This is a genomic window from Streptomyces deccanensis (assembly GCF_022385335.1).
GTDB lineage: Bacteria > Actinomycetota > Actinomycetes > Streptomycetales > Streptomycetaceae > Streptomyces > Streptomyces deccanensis.
In genome coordinates this window covers 9,214,617-9,230,106 of the sequence record NZ_CP092431.1, presented here as the reverse complement: position 1 = coordinate 9,230,106, position 15,490 = coordinate 9,214,617, and the positions used below count along the sequence as shown (strand labels likewise).

The window sequence follows — 15,490 nt, the reverse complement described above, 5'->3', positions numbered from 1 at the left end:
CACGCACCGCCACGGACGGGGCAAGCACCTCAAGCTACCCATAACGCGCGACCAGCTCATATGTCGCAGATCACTCGCGTTTCCGCACAAAACGGAACCGGGAGGCAGAGCGATGCCCCGTCGCGGACCGATAAACCGCATCGCGCCGATTGTCACCGCTTCGAGGTAAGCATCTCGTCCGCCCGCTCGATGGGGCCGGTCCGGGGGCTAGGTTTCTGCAGGTGGACGGATTCCCCGTGATCCTTCTCGCCCGTTGCCCACCCCTCCCTGTCTCCCGGTCGGCGCACCCGTGTGCGCCGGACGACCCGTCGCACAAGGAGAAAGCCCCCGATGTCCGTCGACAGCGTCCCGGAAGCGCGGACCGCACCCGACACGCCTCAGCAGCCCCAGCAGTCCCTGAGCACCGCCGCCGCCCGCAACCTCGCCACCACCACGAAGTCCGCCCCGCAGATGCAGGAGATCACCTCCCGCTGGCTGCTGCGGATGCTGCCCTGGGTCGAGGCCGGAGGCGGGGCCTACCGGGTCAACCGACGGCTGCGCCACACCCTGGGCGACGGGCGCGTCGAGTTCGTCCAGGAGGGCGCCACGGTCCAGGTGATCCCCCGGGAACTCGGTGAGCTGGCCCCGCTGCGCGGGTTCGAGGACACGGACGTCCTCACCGCCCTCGCCGGCCGCTGCGCGCAGCGCGACTTCGCGGCGGGCGAGGTCCTCGTCGAGCGCGGCAGCCCCGCCGACCGGATCCATCTGATCGCCCACGGCCGGGTCCACCGGACCTCCGAGGGCAAGTACGGCGGGGAGGTCGCCGTCGCGGTGCTCGCGGACGGCGACCACTTCGGCGAGGAGGCGTTGTCGAACCCCGACGCCCGCCACGACTGCACGGTCACCGCCGAGACCGCCGGCACCCTCCTCACCCTCTCCCGTGCCGACTTCGCCGCCGTCCAGGCCGCCGCGCCCCAACTCCGGGCGCACGTCGAGGCGTTCGGCTCCCGCACCCGGCAGCGGCAGAACAAGCACGGCGAGGCCGAGATCGCCCTGTCGGCCGGCCATGTCGGCGAGGCCGACCTGCCGGGCACCTTCGTCGACTACGAACTGCGCCCGCGCGAGTACGAACTCTCCGTCGCGCAGACCGTTCTGCGCGTCCACACCCGGGTGTCCGACCTCTACAACGGCCCGATGAACCAGAGCCAGGAGCAACTCAGGCTCACCATCGAGGCCTTGCGTGAACGCCAGGAACACGAGCTGATCAACAACCGCGAGTTCGGGCTGCTGCACAACGCCGACTTCAAGCAGCGCATCCAACCCCGCTCGGGCCCGCCGACCCCGGACGACATGGACGATCTCCTCTGCCGTCGGCGGGGCACCAAGCTCTTCCTCGCCCACCCCAGGACCATCGCCGCCATCGGACGCGGCTTCAACGCCTGCGGCCTCCACCCCGACCACGTCGACCTCGGCGGGCAGACCGTCCCCGCCTGGCGCGGGGTGCCCATCCTGCCCTGCGACAAGATCCCGATCAGCCCGGAGCAGACCAGCTCCATCATCGCGATGCGCACGGGCGAGAAGAACCAGGGCGTCATCGGCCTGCGGCAGACGGGACTGCCGGACGAGTACGAGGAGGGTCTCTCCGTGCGGTTCATGGGCATCGACGCGAAGGCGATCACCTCCTACCTCGTCAGCACCTACTACTCCGCCGCCGTGCTCCTGCCCGACGCCCTCGGCGTGATGGAGAACGTGCAGATCGCGGCCAGACCGCGTTGAGGCCCTGATCACGCCCTGATCGCGGCGGGTCAGCGCCCGACCCGCCCCGCCGAACACACGCACGCACCTGCCTCGCACGCGCGTAGGCACGCATGGACGCACGCACTTACGCACGCATGGACACGTGCATCCCCGCGTGCGCGCACCACGGAGCACCCACCCCACCGCAGCACAGCAAGGAGCCGTCGATGCCCGACTCCGGGCCCCTCGGATCATCACCCCCCGAGCAGCGGCCGACACCGCCCACAGCCGTGCCGGACGCCCCCGCACCGGTGGTCGCGGACCCTACCCCTACGGTCACGCCGATCCCCGCCGGCTTTCTGGCGTCACTGCATCCCCCGGTGACGATCCCGGGCCCGCCACCAGCACAGCCACCGCCCCCGCCCACGGCCCCGTCCCCGCTGCCGTCCCCGGCGCCCGTCACCGCCGTACCGGACGCGCCCGACACGACGGCAGCCGACTCCGCGCTCCGGGCGATCCTGCGCGGACCGACCGGACCGGGTACGGCCTCGCTCGCCGTGGCCTCCCGTCTGAACCCCCCGCTCCCGGGTCCGGCGTCCCCGGCGTCCGCTCCGTCCGCCGAGGGGCGAGCGGTCCCCGGCCTCTACCACCATCCGATTCCGGAGCCCGACCCCGTACGCGTCGAGGAGGTGAGCCGCCGCATCAAGCGCTGGGCCGAGGACGAGGTCCAGCTCTATCCCGAGGAGTGGGAGGGGCAGTTCGACGGTTTCTCCGTCGGCCGCTACATGGTCGCCTGCCACCCCGACGCCCCGACGGTCGACCATCTGATGCTCGCCACACGGCTGATGGTCGCGGAGAACGCGGTGGACGACTGCTACTGCGAGGACCACGGCGGGTCACCCGTCGGCCTCGGCGGGCGCCTCCTCCTCGCGCACACCGCGCTCGACCACTGCCACACCACCGGGGAGTACGCGCCGGCGTGGCGGGAGTCCCTCGCCTCGGACGCCCCGCGCCGGGCGTACGACAGCGCGATGGAGTACTTCGTCCGCGCGACGACGCCGTCCCAGGCCGACCGCTACCGGCACGACATGGCCCGGCTGCACATGGGGTACCTCGCCGAGGCCGCCTGGGCGCAGACCGGTCACGTCCCGGAGGTGTGGGAGTACCTGGCGATGCGCCAGTTCAACAACTTCCGCCCCTGCCCCACGATCACCGACAGCGTCGGCGGCTACGAGCTGCCCGCGGACCTGCACGCCCGGCCGGACATGCAGCGGGTCATCGCCCTGGCCGGCAACGCGACCACCATCGTCAACGACCTCTACTCGTACACCAAGGAACTCGACAGCCCCGGCCACCACCTGAACCTTCCGGTGGTGCTCGCGGAACGCGAGCAGCTCTCCGAGCGCGACGCCTATCTGAAGGCCGTCGAGATCCACAACGAACTGCAGCACGCCTTCGAGGCCGCCGCGACCGAGCTCGCGCAGGCCTGTCCCCTGCCCACCGTGCTGCGCTTCCTGCGGGGCGTGGCCGCCTGGGTCGACGGCAACCACGACTGGCACCGCACCAATACCTTCCGCTACAGCCTGCCCGATTTCTGGTAGAGAACGGATATTTTCCATGACCACTGAAACGACCGCCCCCGCCACGGCCACCGCTGCGACCACCCCGAAGATCCCGGCCCCGGCATCGCCGTACCAGGAGGACATCGCCCGCTACTGGAACAACGAGGCACGACCCGTCAACCTCCGCCTCGGCGACGTGGACGGGCTCTACCACCACCACTACGGCATCGGCGCCGTGGACCACGCCGCGCTCGGCGACCCGGCCGACAGCGCGTACGAGAAGAAGCTGATCGCGGAGCTGCACCGGCTGGAGTCGGCGCAGGCGGAGTTCCTGCTGGACCACCTCGGCTCCGTCGGCCCCGACGACACCCTCGTCGACGCCGGTTGCGGGCGCGGCGGGTCCATGATCATGGCCCACCAGCGCTTCGGGTCCAAGGTCGAGGGCGTCACCCTGTCCGCCACGCAGGCCGACTTCGGCAACAGGCGCGCGCGAGAACTGCGCGTGGACGACCACGTCCGCTCCCGCGTGTGCAACATGCTCGACACCCCCTTCGACAAGGGCAGCATCGCGGCGTCGTGGAACAACGAGTCGACCATGTACGTCGACCTCCACGACCTGTTCGCCGAGCACTCCCGCTTCCTGAAGGCGGGCGGGCGGTACGTGACCATCACCGGTTGCTGGAACCCCCGTTACGGGCAGCCGTCGAAGTGGGTCTCCCAGATCAACGCCCACTTCGAGTGCAACATCCACTCCCGTCGCGAGTATCTGCGGGCCATGGCCGACAACCGGCTGGTGCCGCACACCATCGTCGACCTCACCGCGGAGACGCTGCCCTACTGGGAGCTGCGGGCCACGTCCTCGCTGGTCACCGGGATCGAGGAGGCGTTCATCGAGTCGTACCGGGACGGCTCCTTCCAGTACGTCCTGATCGCGGCCGACCGCGTCTGACCCCGACCTCGCGGGGCCGGGCGGCACACCATGCCCGTCCCGGCCCCGTGGCTTCGGCGTCAGGTCGTATCGAAGCGGTGGCGGGCGGTCTCGATGGCGCCCAGATAGCGGTGGGTCCAGTCGCACATGGCGTCGACGGTCGCGCGCAGGGCCCGGCCCGGCTCGGTGAGCGTGTACTCGACGCGTGGCGGCACGGTCGGATACACGGTGCGCTCGACCAGGCCGTTGCGCTCCAGCAGGCGCAGGTTCTGCGTGAGCATCTTGTGGCTGATGCCCTCGATCTCGCCCCGCAGCTCGGTGAAGCGCAGGGTGCGCTCGCCCACCGCCTCGATGATCAACAGGGCCCACTTGTTGGCGATGTCCGTGAAGATCTCCCGCGCGAGGGAATCCGCCCGCCTCACATCGGCTTCGTCCTTGGCCGAGCCCTCGACCTGCTTGGTCACCATCGGGTTCCCCAGTCACCAGAAAGTGCGTTCTTCCATGTCAGCGCTCACTCTCCTACGGTTTCCGAGTAACCACAAGAGAGCACGAGGAGCTGTATCCCCATGGCCATCACCCTGCTGAACCCCGACGGACTGCCGAAGACCGACATCTACCGGCAGGTGGCGATCGCATCCGGTACGAGAACCGTCTTCATCGCCGGCCAGGTCGCCTGGGACGCCGACGGCGTCACGGTCGGCGAGGGCGACCTGGCCGCCCAGGTCGAGCGCTGCTACCTCAACGTCGGCACCGCCCTGGCCGGCGCGGGCGGATCGTTCGAAGACGTCGCGAAGCTGACCGTCTACGTCGTCGACTGGACGCCCGACAAGATGCCCCTGCTCTTGGACGGCATCTCCCGGGCAGCCGCGAAGCTCGGCGTCACCGCAACACCACCGGCCACACTGATCGGCGTGGCGGCACTGGACGTACCCGAGCATCTGGTCGAGATCGAGGCCACGGCGATCCTCGACTGAAGGGGGCGCCGGCTGCGGCGTGCTGCGCGGTGACGACCTCGCGTAACGCTGACCGGTACGAGTGGCGTGGGCAAGACACGGCTGCTGGTGGAGGCGGCCCGCGCGTTACCGGGCGGGGCCCGGCTGCCGAACCTAACGCCCGTGCGCGATCCGGCGATGGTCACGGACACGGCGGCGGGGCACTGGAGGTGACCGATCAGGGCACCCGCCCGGCCCTGGAGCTGCTGACGGCTCATAAGCCGGGGCACAAGCGACGGCGCCCCGGCCGAGGGCGGAGCCGACGTCGCCGCTCAACAACTCACTTCGTGAGCGGGAGAATCAGACGAGGTCGGCGTGCTTGTGCATGACGCACATGTAATGCCGGTCGCGGTGTGGAACGTGGTTGTCCCGGCCCGGGAGGCTGAAGACCGCGCACACGCCGGCGGGCCGGGTGAGGATGCTCGACTGCTGCCCGAACGTGAGGACGCCGTTGACGTCGTGCCCGCAGCCCGCGTCGTCGAGGGCCGTGATGAGTTCCTCGCGCTGGACCGTGGCCTCGTAGGTCGTCGATGCGGGCAGGACGAGCGGGGGGAGTTTGGTGGTGGAGCCGGGCTGGAGGTCGATGCAGAGGCCGCTGACCCGCCGCCGGGTGACGTCCAGCCTCAGTCCGTCCCAGGAGTAGGGGTAGCCGTCGATGTCGGGCCCCTTCATGACGATGGCCGGGTGCGGACGCCCCGGCCCAAGGAGGTCCTCGGCCTCGGCCAAGGGCATCCCGCAGTGCAGCGGCCCGATCCGGCCGGTACGGGCGAAGTCGACGAGCACGTCCATCAAGGTCACGACAGCGACTGTGGCACTCCCGGGCCCCTCTGCGCACTCCGATAAACCTCCACAGAGCGACACCACGCCCTGAGCCGCAGTCCTACCCGCTGACTGCGCCACCGCCCGATCCCCACCTCGTCGGCAGCGACGTCCTGCGGCGCGACATGGCCGGGCTCCATGGTGCATCGGCGTGTGTAAGTCGCTCAGCTTGTCTCTTGACCTCTGCGCGCTTGTGTCTGCGGGTGCTTCCCCGTAGACCGCGGCTTCTGATCACGCGGAAGGGAGAGCTGATCGCGCACCCATTCGGGCTCTCACCTCTGCCGCTCCTGTCGGGTCGCGCCAGATGTCGACCCAGTGCGACTGGCGGGCGCCGCGGCCCATCCGGATGCGCAGTCGTACGCAGTACTTGCACCCCGGCCGCCAGAAGACGACCGGTCGGCCGTCGTCCACGCTGCGGCGTTGTGCCTCCTGCGCACCGATCGACCTCGGGAAGATCAGAGGTGAGTTCAGGCCGGCGAGCGCGAGGAACACCAGCAGAAGTGCGGCGGCCGCGAGGACACCGACACGGGCCCATGGGTTCTTACGGCGATTGTCAATCGCGGCATCGAGCGCTGCAGTTCGGTGCGTACAGCGATGAGTGGCCTGGCAAGCGCTGGGAGTTGCTGCCCCACGGCCCCTTCATCGGCTACGGCCACGACGGTGCCCAGGAAGTTGCCACCCATGGTCATAAGTATCTCTGATAGTGGAACGATGATTTCTCGTTGGACTAATAACTGCGGGCTGCGCACGATGAGTTCATGGAGAGCACCGACGAGACGCATACAGCGAAGGTGGCACTCGTGGGCGACCGTTCGCCGCACGTGCGGTCCCACACGCGGACAGCCGTCCTGCTGGACAGCCTGCGGCGACGCGACAAATTCGCCTTGGACGCCTACTGGGTACCGACCGAGGAGGCGCACGCCACCACGCTGGACCGGTTAGACGCCATCTGGCTGCTGCCCGGCAGCCCGTACCGCAGCGGGACCGGCGCGCTCGGCGTGGGCGCGATCATGGAGCGCCACCACTGCGGGTACGGCACGCTCTTCCCACCCGAACTCGCCGTTGACGACGGAGGGTGCCATCCGATGGTGCGGGCCTTCGCCCACGCCGCTGTCGCACACGCTGCGGGCCGGGCCACCGTGCCTGCCGCAACCGGCAGAGGGTAGGGCGATGCGACCAGGAACGCTGGCCGCGATCGGCAACACGCCGCTCGTGGAACTGCGGCACCTCGCGCCCTCGACCGGTGCCCGGGTGCTGGTGAAGCTCGAATACCTCAACCCGACTGGCGCCATGAAGGACCGGCTGGCGTTGGCGATGGTCGAGGGAGCCGAACGTGACGGCAGGCTCGTCCCGGGGATGACGGTCGTCGAGTACACCGGCGGCAGCACCGGCCCGGGGCTCGCGCTGGTCTGCGCGGTCAAGGGGTACCGGCTCAAGATCGTCACGTCGGCCTGCTTCAGCGACGAGCCGCGGCGGCTGATGCGGGCACTCGGCGCCGACGTGGAGGTGCTCGACGCCGCCGTCGCACCCGGTACGGTCACGCCGACCGACGTCGACGCGATGCGCGCCCGCGCGGCAGACCTCGCCCGACAACCCGGCCACTACTTCTCGGTGTGGCCGCAGCGATCCGTCGGCGCGACCCGCGCCCCCGAATCGTCGGCCTGGAGCCGGCCGGATCGCCCGGTATCACCGCCGGCACCCGGGGCGTCTTCGCGATGCAGGGCTGGAGCGGCTTCGCCCCACCGCTGTTCGACATGGACGCCGTCGACGCGGTCGACCTCATCAGCGACGACGACGCGTTTGCGACAACGTCCCGCCTGGCCGAGGAGGAAGGCATCTTCACCGGCGTCTCAGGCGGCGCCAACGTGTACGGGGCGCTGCGCCTCGCGGCCCGACTGCCGCGCGAGGCAGCCGTCGTCACGCTGGCACCCGACTCCGGCTACAAGTACCTGAGCAGCGGCCTCTTCGGGTAAGCCATCCAGCAGCGAGGCCGGCGTGCGCGTCCCCTACTTGTCCAGCAGCGACATGTGGTGCTCGTTGTAGCGGTCTCCCTTGACCCCGATCCGTCCCGCGAGTTCGTTGAGGTCCGACAGGTCGTCTGCGGAGAGTGGAACGCGTGTGGCGCCGGCGTTCTCCTCGATGCGGGTGGTGCGCCGGGTTCCGGGGATGGGCACGATCGATGGGTGCTGGGCGAGCAGCCAGGCGAGGGCCACCTGCCCCGGTGTGGCGTCCTTCGCCTGCGCGAGGGTGGCGACGTGCTCGACCAGTGCCTGGTTCGCCGCACGGTTCTCGGCAGTGAACCGCGGGATGGTGGTGCGTACGTCGTCGGAGGCGAACGGTGTCGAGGCGTCCACCGCCCCTGTCAGGAACCCCTTGCCCAGCGGGCTGAAGGGCACGAATCCGATGCCGAGTGCCGTGCACGTCGGCAGTACCTCGGGCTCGGGGTCCCGGGTCCACAGCGAGTACTCGCTCTGCACCGCTGTCACCGGGTGGACGGCGTGGGCGCGCCGGATGGTCTGCGCACTGGCCTCGGAGAGCCCGAAGCAGCGGACCTTGCCCTCCTGTACGAGTTCGCCCACCGTGCCCGCGACGTCCTCGATGGGCACGTCCGGGTCGACGCGATGCTGGTAGAACAGGTCGAGCCTCTCGACCCCGAGCCGTTCGAGGGAGGCCGTCGCGACGGAGCGGATCTGCTCGGGTCGGCTGTTCAGTCCGACGGACGCACCGTTCTCGATGCGGAAGCCGAACTTGGTGGCGATGACCACCTGGTCACGTACCGGGGCCAGGGCCTCTCCGACAAGTTCCTCGTTGACGTAGGGGCCGTACACCTCCGCGGTGTCGAAGAACGTGACCCCCAGATCGACGGCTCCACGGAGCACGGCGATCATGTCGCTCCGGTCGCCGGGATTGGGACCGTAGCTCTGGGACATGCCCATGGCGCCGAGGCCGATGGCGGAGACCCGCAGGTCGCGTCCGAGGCTGCGCGTGTGCATTTCTTCCTCCTTGTGCATGTTTCAGTGGGGCGGGATCTGCGGGAACAGGCGCAAGGCGTTGGCTGTCGTGAGTGAGCGCCATGTGGCACCTTCGGCCGGCGGGTCGGCCGCGTCGATCGCCGCGATGTGGGCGTCGGCAAGGGGCGGCGGAGTCCAGCAGTAGTCGCTGCCGAAGAGCACGCGTTCCGGATCGACGAGCTTCAGCAGTGCGGGGACCTGGCGAGGGAACGCCGTGCCCGCCATGTCGTAGTACAGGCCCTGTAGTTGCCGCACCGCGTCCTGGGCGGGGAGCGTCCCCGGGGGCAGGAACAGCCGCATGAACTCGTCGATGCGGTCGGCCAGGACGGGAACCGCGCCACCGCAGTGGGGCACGATCACCCGCAGCCCGGGATGACGGGTCAGGACGCCCGCCATCACCAGGTCCGTGACGGTGCGGGCCGTGTCGAAGATGTACTCGACCATCGGACGCGGCCTGCCCAGAGCGGACTGCTCCCAGCACACGGGGGAGGTGGGATGCAGGAAGACGACGGCCTTGCGGCGGTCCAGCTCCGCGAACACCGGCTCCAGGCGGGCGTCGCCCAGGTACACACCGTCGGTGTGCGTCAGCAACGCCACGCCGTCGGCGCCCAGTTGGTCGAAGGCGAAGGTGATCTCCTCCAACGCGCCGTCCACGTCCGGCAGTGGAAGCGACACGAAGGTGCCGAAGCGGCCGCGGTGGTCGCGTGCCAGTTCGGCGGTGTACTCGTTGACGCGCCGGGCGAGGAGGCGGGCCGCCTTGTCGTCGCCGAAGTGCACGCCGGGAGAGGACAGGGAGAGCATCGCGGTCTCGATGCCGTTGCGGTCCATCAGCTCCAGATGGTCGCGCACGGACCACGACGGCCAGCCGCCCATGCCGTCGGGATGGGCGTGGCCCGCCGCGGTCGCCTGCTCGACGTAGAAGTCGGGCAGGTGGTGGGCGTGGACGTCGATGAGGCCGGAGGTCATGGCGGCGGGCTTCCTTCTGGTGGGCGTGCGACGTGGCGGCCAGGTGGTTGCTGCCTCTACTCCGCCTGCTCGCCTCCGGCCAGCCGGACTTCTTCGGCGTCCAGGGCGGCCTGGAGTCGGCGGAGCACGGTGTCGTCGATCCGCGCCTCGTCCCTCAGACGGACGACGGCCGCGCGTTTGGTGGAGATGAGGGCGAGGCGGAGGTCCGTGTAGTGGCGGTTGTGGAGCAGGGCGGGATCGTCGTCCGTGCCCGCGCCCCTGGCTCGTACGGTCGCCAGATTGGCCTCGTACTCCTGACGCAGCCACTCCATGACCTTGGGGGTGGTGCCCAGTTCGGCCGCGAGCCGGGGCAGCGCCTCGATGGCTTCCTCGGTCGCCGTGGTCTCGGCGAGGATCTGCTCCTCGTCGACGGAGGTGTCGCGAGGCAGTCGGGCCCAGCGCACCACGGCCGGCAGCAGCAGACCCTGCACCACGAGGGTCACCACGATGACGCCGGAGGTGACGAAGACGATGAAGTCCCGGTCGGGGAAGGGCGTTCCGGAGTCGAGGGCCTCGGGCACCGACAGGGCCACGGCCAGGGACACCGCGCCCCGGAACCCCGCGAGCCCGCTGACCACCCGTGCCCGGTCGCTCATCCTGCGCGAGCGCTGCTCGGGACGCCGGTCGACCGCGCGGATCAGGTAGGCGGAGGAGAACAGGAACGCGAACCGTACCGCGACGAGGACCGCGCTGACCGCCCCGATCGCGACGAGGGCGTCCTGGAGGTCGGTCCTGCTCAGGTGGTGCAGCGCGTACTGCAGTTCCACTCCCACCAGGACGAACAGGGCGCCGTTGATGATGAACGTGGCCAACGGCCAGAAGGCCAGTGCCTGGCGGCGGTGCTCGGCCCGGATGAGACTGGGCGCCACCTGGGCCATGATCAGGCCGCTCACCACGACCGCGAGGACGCCGGAGGCGTGGATCAACTCGGCCAGCAGATACGCCGTGAACGGCGCGAGGATCATGACCAGATTGCCGAGCAGGGGATCGTCCAGTCGGCGGCGCAGGTTCATGTTGACCCAGGCGACCACGACGCCGACCGCGGCCCCACCGCCGTACGCCAGCAGGAACAGCCCGCCCACGTGCGGAAGGGTGAGGTGCTCCTCCCCCACGGTGATACCGACCGCCAGACCGAAGATCACCAGTGCGGTGCCGTCGTTGACGAGGCTCTCCGCGCGCAGGACCGTGATCTGACGGCGGGGCAGGGAACCCGCCAGTGCGCTCACCGCTGTGGCGTCGGTGGGCGCGACAGCCGCGCCCAGGGCCCACGCCGGTCCCCACGGCAACCCGAGCGCGTGCCCGGCGACCGCGACCGCCCCCGCGGTGAGGATCACCAGCACGGTGCTGAGCAGGACGATGCCACGCAGGTTCGTCCGGATCTCCCGCATCGACGTGGTCAGGCTCTCCCAGTACAGCAGGACGGGGAGGAAGAGCAACAACACCACTTCGGGCGGGAGTTGGGTCTGGCGGACGGCCGGGACGAGTCCGATGAGGGCGCCCAGGACCAGGAGGACGACAGGCGGGGCGACGCGGAAGCGCTGTCCCAGGAAGTTGCCCGCCAGCACCGCCGCCCCCAGGACGACGACGAGTTCGAGACCGATCATGACGCTTACTCCGGTGCGGGGCCGGCCGGCGGTGACGGCTCAGCCGAATCGGCGGGGGTCTTCCGGGTCATCTGGGCAGCAGCCGCAGCGTCGTGCCACGCGCCGCCACCATGGGATCGACGTACGCCCCGCCGAAACGGCCGTACTTGCTCCGGTACGCCGCGTCGACGCGGTCGTTGATCCCCAGGTCCGGCACCTCGGCGAACGTGACGTCCCTGTCGACCCCGCCCGAGCGGACATGGCCCGCGTGGGTCGCGACGGCGGTACGCCACCAGCCGCCCGCCGCGCCGCGGAAGGAGCGGACGTACAGGTCGTCGCCGTCGCGGACCACCCAGATCGGCACCGGTGCGCGCAGTGTGCCGTCACGCCGGAGCGGGGCCATCTCCAGTTCGTCCGCCTCGGCGATGCGCTCGAGCTCGTCGCCTGTCCAGGGATTCATGGCAGCCACCTCACGGACGCAGCAGCGTCTTGATGGCGCGGCGCTCGTCCATCGCCTGGTAACCCTCGGCTGCCTGGTCCAGGGACAGGGTGAGGTCGAAGACCTTGCCCGGGTCGATACGACCGTCGAAGACGCGGTCGATCAGGTCGGGAAGGTAGGCCCGCACCGGAGCGGGGCCACCGCGCAGGCCGACGTGGGAGAAGAAGAGTTCCTGGCCGTCGATCTGCGTACCGTGCGGGAAGCCGACGAAGCCGACGTTGCCGCCCGGGCGCGCGGCCCGCAGGCCCTGGCGCATCGACTCCTGCGTGCCGACGCACTCGAGGACGGAGTCGGCGCCCACACCGTCCGTCAGCTCCTTGACGCGGGCGACACCTTCCTCACCCCGCTCGGTGACGATGTCGGTGGCGCCGAACTCCAGGGCCAGCTTCTGCCGGGACTCGTGCCGGCTCATGGCGATGATCCGCTCGGCGCCCAGCTCCTTCGCGGCGATGACCCCGGACAGACCCACCGCGCCGTCACCGACGACCACGGCCGTCGAACCGGGCCTGACCTCGGCGGCCCTGGCGGCGTACCAGCCGGTGCCCATGACGTCGGACAGGGTCAGCAGGCTCGGGATCAGCTCCTCGTCCGGCTGCTCCGGGGTGGCGACCAAAGTGCCGTCGGCGAGCGGGATGCGGACGTACTCGGCCTGGGCGCCGTTCACCCACTGCGCGTGCCGGCAGGAGGTCTGGTAGCCGGCCCGGCAGTTGGGGCAGGTGTTGTCGGACGCCACGAAGGAACCGATGACGAACTGCCCGGGCCTGACGGTCGATACGTCGCTGCCGACCTCCTCGACGACGCCGACGTACTCGTGGCCGATCGGCTGTGGCCCGGCGACCGGCAGGACGCCCCGGTAGCTCCACAGGTCGGAGCCGCAGACGCAGGCGGCGACGGTGCGGACGACCGCGTCCGTCGGAGCCATGACGGTCGGCTCGGGGGCGTTCTCCACCCGGATGTCACCCGGCGCGTGGATGATGGTTGCTCGCATCGTGCCTTTCCAGCTCTCTTCGTGTCTGTCGTGCCGTCGAGCGGGTGCGTGGGCGCGTCCCTCAGGCGTCAGCCCGACTGCTCCGTCTTCTCCACGATCTCCTTGAGCTGTGTCATCGCGGTCATGGCGTTCGGCCATCCGGTGTAGAAGGCCAGATGGGTGATGACCTCGATCAGCTCGTCCTTGGTGACACCGTTCTCCAGGGCCTTGCCGAGGTGGAAGTCGAGTTGGTCGGTCCGGTACAGGGAGGCCAGCGCGGTGACGGTGACGAGGCTGCGATCGCGCGGAGACAGGCCCGGCCGCTCCCAGATGTCGCCGAAGAGGACGGTGTCGGTCACCTCGGCGAGTTTGGGGGCGAATTCCTGGATGGCAGGCGGCGCGAACTTCTTCCGTTCCGACATGAGGTGGTGCTCCTGCGTGGATTCGGGTGGGGGGTGTGCGAGGCACCGAATTTGTCACTTTCCCGGGAACCCGCAAAGGGGAGAATTCCATTCGGGTAAACGCTTATCCAGGGGAGAAATCCTTACCCCCCTCCCGGCGGCCGGGTGCTGCCACACTGGCGACATGACCGGCTACGCGCGACCGAACGAGCTGGGAGAATTCCTCAAGGCGCGGAGGGCCGAATTGACCCCGCGCACCGTGGGTCTGCCCGACACCGGTGGCCGACGTGTGCCCGGGTTGCGCAGGGAGGAGGTCGCCCTGCTCGCCACCATCAGCGCCGACTACTACACACGGCTGGAACAGGGCCGCATTCAGCCGTCCACGTCAGTGCTGGCCAGGCTCGCCCATGTCCTGCACCTGTCCGATCACCAGCGGGACCACCTGTTCGAGCTGGCGGCGGAAGGCACCCGCGCGTCGCGCCGTCGACCGGCGCAGAGGGCTCACCCGCAGCTCAGACGCCTTCTGGACGAGCTGGCCACGACCCCCGCACTCGTCATCGGCCGACACCTGGACATCCTCGCCTGGAACCCTCTGGCAGCCGCTGTGCTCACCGACTTCGACAGGATCCCCGCGAAGCAGCGCAACTACGCGCGGCTGATGTTCACCGACCCCGCCTTCCGGGAGCTCTGCCTCGACTGGAGGACCAACGCCCGGACCTGTGTGACCCAGCTGCGCCTGGAGGCCGCACGGCACTCCGGCGACACCGAACTTGCCGCACTCGTCGGCGAGTTGTCGGTGGCCGACGCCGATTTCCGGCAATGGTGGGCAGGCCGCCAGATGAACGGCCTGCGGATGGGCACGAAGCGGCTGCGCCACCCGGTCGCCGGTGACCTCACCCTGGACTGGGACAGCCTGACGTGCGCCGCCGACCCCGCACAGAAACTGCTGATCGCCACCGCCGAACCCGGGACCCCGTCGCATGACGCGCTTGTCCTCCTGGCGTCGTGGATCACCGATCCGGACCAGCCGGCCCAGGACGCGTCAGCCTGAATCCGCGCGCGGTGCGTTCGGGGCCGACCGTAGGGGCCCGACCTTGGGAGAAGGCTCAGGTAGCCGCGTCGGACGCCGTCGGTTCTTGATCGGCGGTCCAGGACGCCAGCAGGCGCAGCCCGTCGTGGGAGGGGGTGCCGGGTTCGGCGTTCCACACGATGATGTGCTGGTCCGGGTCCGTGCCGCAGGTGAGCGTGTTCCAGTCGAGCGTCAACTCGCCCACCACCGGGTGACGCAGCTTCTTGACGCCCTTGCCCCGCACGGCGACATCGTGTTCGGTCCACCACTGCCGGAACTGCGCGTCACGGGCGGAGAGTTCCTCGACCAGCGCGGTCAGCGGCTGGTCGTCGGGGTAGCGTGCGCTCTCCATGCGCAGTTGGGCGATGGCCAGCCGGGTGACCTCTTCCCAGTCGACGTACAGCTCGCGCATCCAGGGTTCGGTGAACAGCAGCCGGACGAATACCCTCTCCTGCTCGGAGTAGCGTCCGAAGTCGGTCCACAGGGCGGCGGCGAGCTGGTTCCAGCCGAGGATGTCGGTGCACCGCCCGATGACGAAGGCCGGGGAGGCGCTGAGGTCGTCGAGCATGCGCTGCAGCTGCGGGTCGACCTGCTGGCGCTCGCGGTACGCGGACGGACGCACCCTCTCCTTCGCCGCGAGGTCGAAGAGATAGGCCCGCTGGGCGTCGTTCAGTTGCAGCGCCTGGGCGATCTCGTCGAGGAGGGGGGCCGATGCCTGGAGCCGACCCTGTTCGATCCGGGTGTAGTACTCGGTGCTGATCGCGGCGAGGAGTGCCACCTCCTCACGGCGCAGCCCCTTCACACGCCGTCGCTGCCCGCCCCGGAGGCCGACATCGGAGGGGGTGAGCTCAGCGCGGCGCGCCTTGAGGAACGCACCCAGTTCGTTCAGATGAGGGTTGCGGTTCATGGCTTTCAGCCTGGCACAGACGCGGCATCTT

General features: G+C 69.8%; 15 protein-coding genes and 2 pseudogenes. 7 read left to right on the top strand and 10 right to left on the bottom strand.

Annotated elements, in window-relative coordinates; translation table 11 throughout:
- Positions 1 to 330 precede the first annotated feature (330 nt).
- The 3 genes from L3078_RS40640 to L3078_RS40630 all read left to right on the top strand — a co-directional run bounded on the left by L3078_RS40640 (position 331) and on the right by L3078_RS40630 (position 4,227).
- Positions 331 to 1,755, top strand: coding sequence for a family 2B encapsulin nanocompartment shell protein (locus L3078_RS40640; RefSeq protein ID WP_239759228.1), 1,425 nt, complete (start codon positions 331 to 333; stop codon positions 1,753 to 1,755).
- Positions 1,756 to 1,943: 188 nt separating this feature from the next.
- Positions 1,944 to 3,317, top strand: a complete 1,374-nt coding sequence (locus L3078_RS40635; protein ID WP_239759227.1) for a family 2 encapsulin nanocompartment cargo protein terpene cyclase — start codon at positions 1,944 to 1,946, stop codon at positions 3,315 to 3,317.
- A 16-nt stretch (positions 3,318 to 3,333) separates the two neighbouring features.
- On the top strand, positions 3,334 to 4,227 hold the full coding sequence (locus tag L3078_RS40630; protein ID WP_239759226.1) for a geranyl diphosphate 2-C-methyltransferase: 894 nt from the start codon (positions 3,334 to 3,336) through the stop codon (positions 4,225 to 4,227).
- Between the two features lie 59 nt (positions 4,228 to 4,286).
- Here the strand turns inward: L3078_RS40630 and L3078_RS40625 are convergent, their stop codons facing one another.
- The gene (locus L3078_RS40625; RefSeq protein WP_239759225.1) at positions 4,287 to 4,673 is read right to left on the bottom strand and encodes a winged helix-turn-helix transcriptional regulator; all 387 of its coding nucleotides are present in this window, start codon (positions 4,671 to 4,673) and stop codon (positions 4,287 to 4,289) included.
- 99 nt (positions 4,674 to 4,772) lie between these two features.
- Between L3078_RS40625 and L3078_RS40620 the strand changes: the two genes are divergently transcribed.
- Positions 4,773 to 5,180, top strand: coding sequence for a RidA family protein (locus tag L3078_RS40620; RefSeq protein WP_239759224.1), 408 nt, complete (start codon positions 4,773 to 4,775; stop codon positions 5,178 to 5,180).
- Positions 5,181 to 5,498: 318 nt separating this feature from the next.
- Here the strand turns inward: L3078_RS40620 and L3078_RS40615 are convergent, their stop codons facing one another.
- Together L3078_RS40615 and L3078_RS40610 are read right to left on the bottom strand one after the other, a co-directional pair.
- Positions 5,499 to 5,996, bottom strand: a complete 498-nt coding sequence (locus L3078_RS40615; RefSeq protein WP_239759223.1) for a hypothetical protein — start codon at positions 5,994 to 5,996, stop codon at positions 5,499 to 5,501.
- 258 nt (positions 5,997 to 6,254) lie between these two features.
- Positions 6,255 to 6,530, bottom strand: a pseudogene (locus L3078_RS40610) (thioredoxin domain-containing protein); the annotation flags it as partial.
- A 245-nt stretch (positions 6,531 to 6,775) separates the two neighbouring features.
- Between L3078_RS40610 and L3078_RS40605 the strand changes: the two are divergent.
- Together L3078_RS40605 and L3078_RS40600 are read left to right on the top strand one after the other, a co-directional pair.
- On the top strand, positions 6,776 to 7,183 hold the full coding sequence (locus tag L3078_RS40605; RefSeq protein WP_239759222.1) for a CTP synthase: 408 nt from the start codon (positions 6,776 to 6,778) through the stop codon (positions 7,181 to 7,183).
- Positions 7,184 to 7,187: 4 nt separating this feature from the next.
- A pseudogene (locus L3078_RS40600) lies at positions 7,188 to 7,990 on the top strand (PLP-dependent cysteine synthase family protein).
- 33 nt (positions 7,991 to 8,023) lie between these two features.
- Here the strand turns inward: L3078_RS40600 and L3078_RS40595 are convergent.
- The 6 genes from L3078_RS40595 to L3078_RS40570 all read right to left on the bottom strand — a co-directional run bounded on the left by L3078_RS40595 (position 8,024) and on the right by L3078_RS40570 (position 13,504).
- Positions 8,024 to 9,010, bottom strand: coding sequence for an aldo/keto reductase (locus L3078_RS40595; protein WP_239759221.1), 987 nt, complete (start codon positions 9,008 to 9,010; stop codon positions 8,024 to 8,026).
- A gap of 21 nt (positions 9,011 to 9,031) precedes the next feature.
- Complete coding sequence (locus L3078_RS40590; RefSeq protein ID WP_239759220.1) at positions 9,032 to 9,994, bottom strand: amidohydrolase family protein; 963 nt, start codon at positions 9,992 to 9,994, stop codon at positions 9,032 to 9,034.
- Between the two features lie 56 nt (positions 9,995 to 10,050).
- Positions 10,051 to 11,637, bottom strand: coding sequence for a Na+/H+ antiporter (locus tag L3078_RS40585; protein WP_239759219.1), 1,587 nt, complete (start codon positions 11,635 to 11,637; stop codon positions 10,051 to 10,053).
- A gap of 67 nt (positions 11,638 to 11,704) precedes the next feature.
- Positions 11,705 to 12,076, bottom strand: a complete 372-nt coding sequence (locus L3078_RS40580; RefSeq protein WP_239759218.1) for a DUF2255 family protein — start codon at positions 12,074 to 12,076, stop codon at positions 11,705 to 11,707.
- A gap of 10 nt (positions 12,077 to 12,086) precedes the next feature.
- The gene (locus tag L3078_RS40575; RefSeq protein ID WP_239759217.1) at positions 12,087 to 13,103 is read right to left on the bottom strand and encodes a zinc-dependent alcohol dehydrogenase family protein; all 1,017 of its coding nucleotides are present in this window, start codon (positions 13,101 to 13,103) and stop codon (positions 12,087 to 12,089) included.
- A gap of 68 nt (positions 13,104 to 13,171) precedes the next feature.
- Positions 13,172 to 13,504 (bottom strand): carboxymuconolactone decarboxylase family protein, encoded by a 333-nt coding sequence (locus tag L3078_RS40570; protein WP_239759216.1) that lies wholly within the window; start codon positions 13,502 to 13,504, stop codon positions 13,172 to 13,174.
- Between the two features lie 163 nt (positions 13,505 to 13,667).
- Here L3078_RS40570 and L3078_RS40565 point away from each other — a divergent pair, with 163 nt between their 5' ends.
- On the top strand, positions 13,668 to 14,534 hold the full coding sequence (locus L3078_RS40565; protein ID WP_239759215.1) for a helix-turn-helix domain-containing protein: 867 nt from the start codon (positions 13,668 to 13,670) through the stop codon (positions 14,532 to 14,534).
- 55 nt (positions 14,535 to 14,589) lie between these two features.
- Here the strand turns inward: L3078_RS40565 and L3078_RS40560 are convergent, their stop codons facing one another.
- A complete protein-coding gene (locus tag L3078_RS40560) occupies positions 14,590 to 15,459 on the bottom strand; it encodes a helix-turn-helix domain-containing protein (RefSeq protein WP_239759214.1) in 870 nt (289 codons plus the stop codon).
- Positions 15,460 to 15,490: the final 31 nt, after the last annotated feature.

What these genes read in the sequence shown, in the direction of transcription:
- L3078_RS40575 (WP_239759217.1), bottom strand. Translation starts at nt 13,103, where the DNA reads ATGCGAGCAACCATCATCCACGCGCCGGGTGACATCCGGGTGGAGAAC.
- L3078_RS40560 (WP_239759214.1), bottom strand. Translation starts at nt 15,459, where the DNA reads ATGAACCGCAACCCTCATCTGAACGAACTGGGTGCGTTCCTCAAGGCG.
- L3078_RS40585 (WP_239759219.1), bottom strand. Translation starts at nt 11,637, where the DNA reads ATGATCGGTCTCGAACTCGTCGTCGTCCTGGGGGCGGCGGTGCTGGCG.
- L3078_RS40640 (WP_239759228.1), top strand. Translation starts at nt 331, where the DNA reads ATGTCCGTCGACAGCGTCCCGGAAGCGCGGACCGCACCCGACACGCCT.
- L3078_RS40590 (WP_239759220.1), bottom strand. Translation starts at nt 9,994, where the DNA reads ATGACCTCCGGCCTCATCGACGTCCACGCCCACCACCTGCCCGACTTC.
- L3078_RS40565 (WP_239759215.1), top strand. Translation starts at nt 13,668, where the DNA reads ATGACCGGCTACGCGCGACCGAACGAGCTGGGAGAATTCCTCAAGGCG.
- L3078_RS40580 (WP_239759218.1), bottom strand. Translation starts at nt 12,076, where the DNA reads ATGAATCCCTGGACAGGCGACGAGCTCGAGCGCATCGCCGAGGCGGAC.
- L3078_RS40620 (WP_239759224.1), top strand. Translation starts at nt 4,773, where the DNA reads ATGGCCATCACCCTGCTGAACCCCGACGGACTGCCGAAGACCGACATC.
- L3078_RS40570 (WP_239759216.1), bottom strand. Translation starts at nt 13,504, where the DNA reads ATGTCGGAACGGAAGAAGTTCGCGCCGCCTGCCATCCAGGAATTCGCC.
- L3078_RS40630 (WP_239759226.1), top strand. Translation starts at nt 3,334, where the DNA reads ATGACCACTGAAACGACCGCCCCCGCCACGGCCACCGCTGCGACCACC.
- L3078_RS40605 (WP_239759222.1), top strand. Translation starts at nt 6,776, where the DNA reads ATGGAGAGCACCGACGAGACGCATACAGCGAAGGTGGCACTCGTGGGC.
- L3078_RS40595 (WP_239759221.1), bottom strand. Translation starts at nt 9,010, where the DNA reads ATGCACACGCGCAGCCTCGGACGCGACCTGCGGGTCTCCGCCATCGGC.
- L3078_RS40635 (WP_239759227.1), top strand. Translation starts at nt 1,944, where the DNA reads ATGCCCGACTCCGGGCCCCTCGGATCATCACCCCCCGAGCAGCGGCCG.
- L3078_RS40625 (WP_239759225.1), bottom strand. Translation starts at nt 4,673, where the DNA reads ATGGTGACCAAGCAGGTCGAGGGCTCGGCCAAGGACGAAGCCGATGTG.